Below are 462 nucleotides of genomic sequence, written 5' to 3' on the forward strand. Positions count from 1 at the left end.
ACCTGGTCCTCGACGCCGAGGGCGGGCCCGGCGTCGCCCGGCTGGTGCGGGCCTGCGCTCCGGGCGGCGCGGTGATCGTCCACGGCGGACTGTCCGGGGAGCCGACACCGCTGCCCGCGGCCGGGTACGCGCCGGTGTGGCTGCGCCGCTTCCATGTCCGTGAGGTCACCGGCGACGCGGCGGTGCTGGCCCGTGCCGAGGCGTTCGCCCGCGCCGGGCTCGCCGCGGGCACGCTCACCCCGCTGGTGGAGCGGGTCTTCGACCTGGACGACGGCGTCGCGGCCGTCGCCGCCGCACACGCGCACCTGGAGTCACCGGACCGGGCCCCGGGCAAGCCGGTGCTGCGGACCGGTCAGCGGAACAGATAGGCGCCCAGCAGGGCGTTCCCGACGCCGGCGACCAGGCCGAGCGCGCCGAGCGCGATCGCGACGACGGCGGTGCGCCCCGCGCCGCGGCGGCGGG

General features: G+C 79.4%; 1 protein-coding gene. It reads left to right on the forward strand.

The genetic code is table 11. The features are described from left to right. On the forward strand, window positions 1–368 hold a 368-nt coding region (locus GTW08_RS12205), incomplete at its 5' end, for a zinc-binding dehydrogenase (protein WP_161151939.1). Window positions 369–462 lie beyond the last annotated feature (94 nt).

It is taken from the genome of Pseudonocardia sp. SID8383 (genome assembly GCF_009864975.1).
Taxonomy (GTDB): domain Bacteria; phylum Actinomycetota; class Actinomycetes; order Mycobacteriales; family Pseudonocardiaceae; genus Pseudonocardia; species Pseudonocardia alni.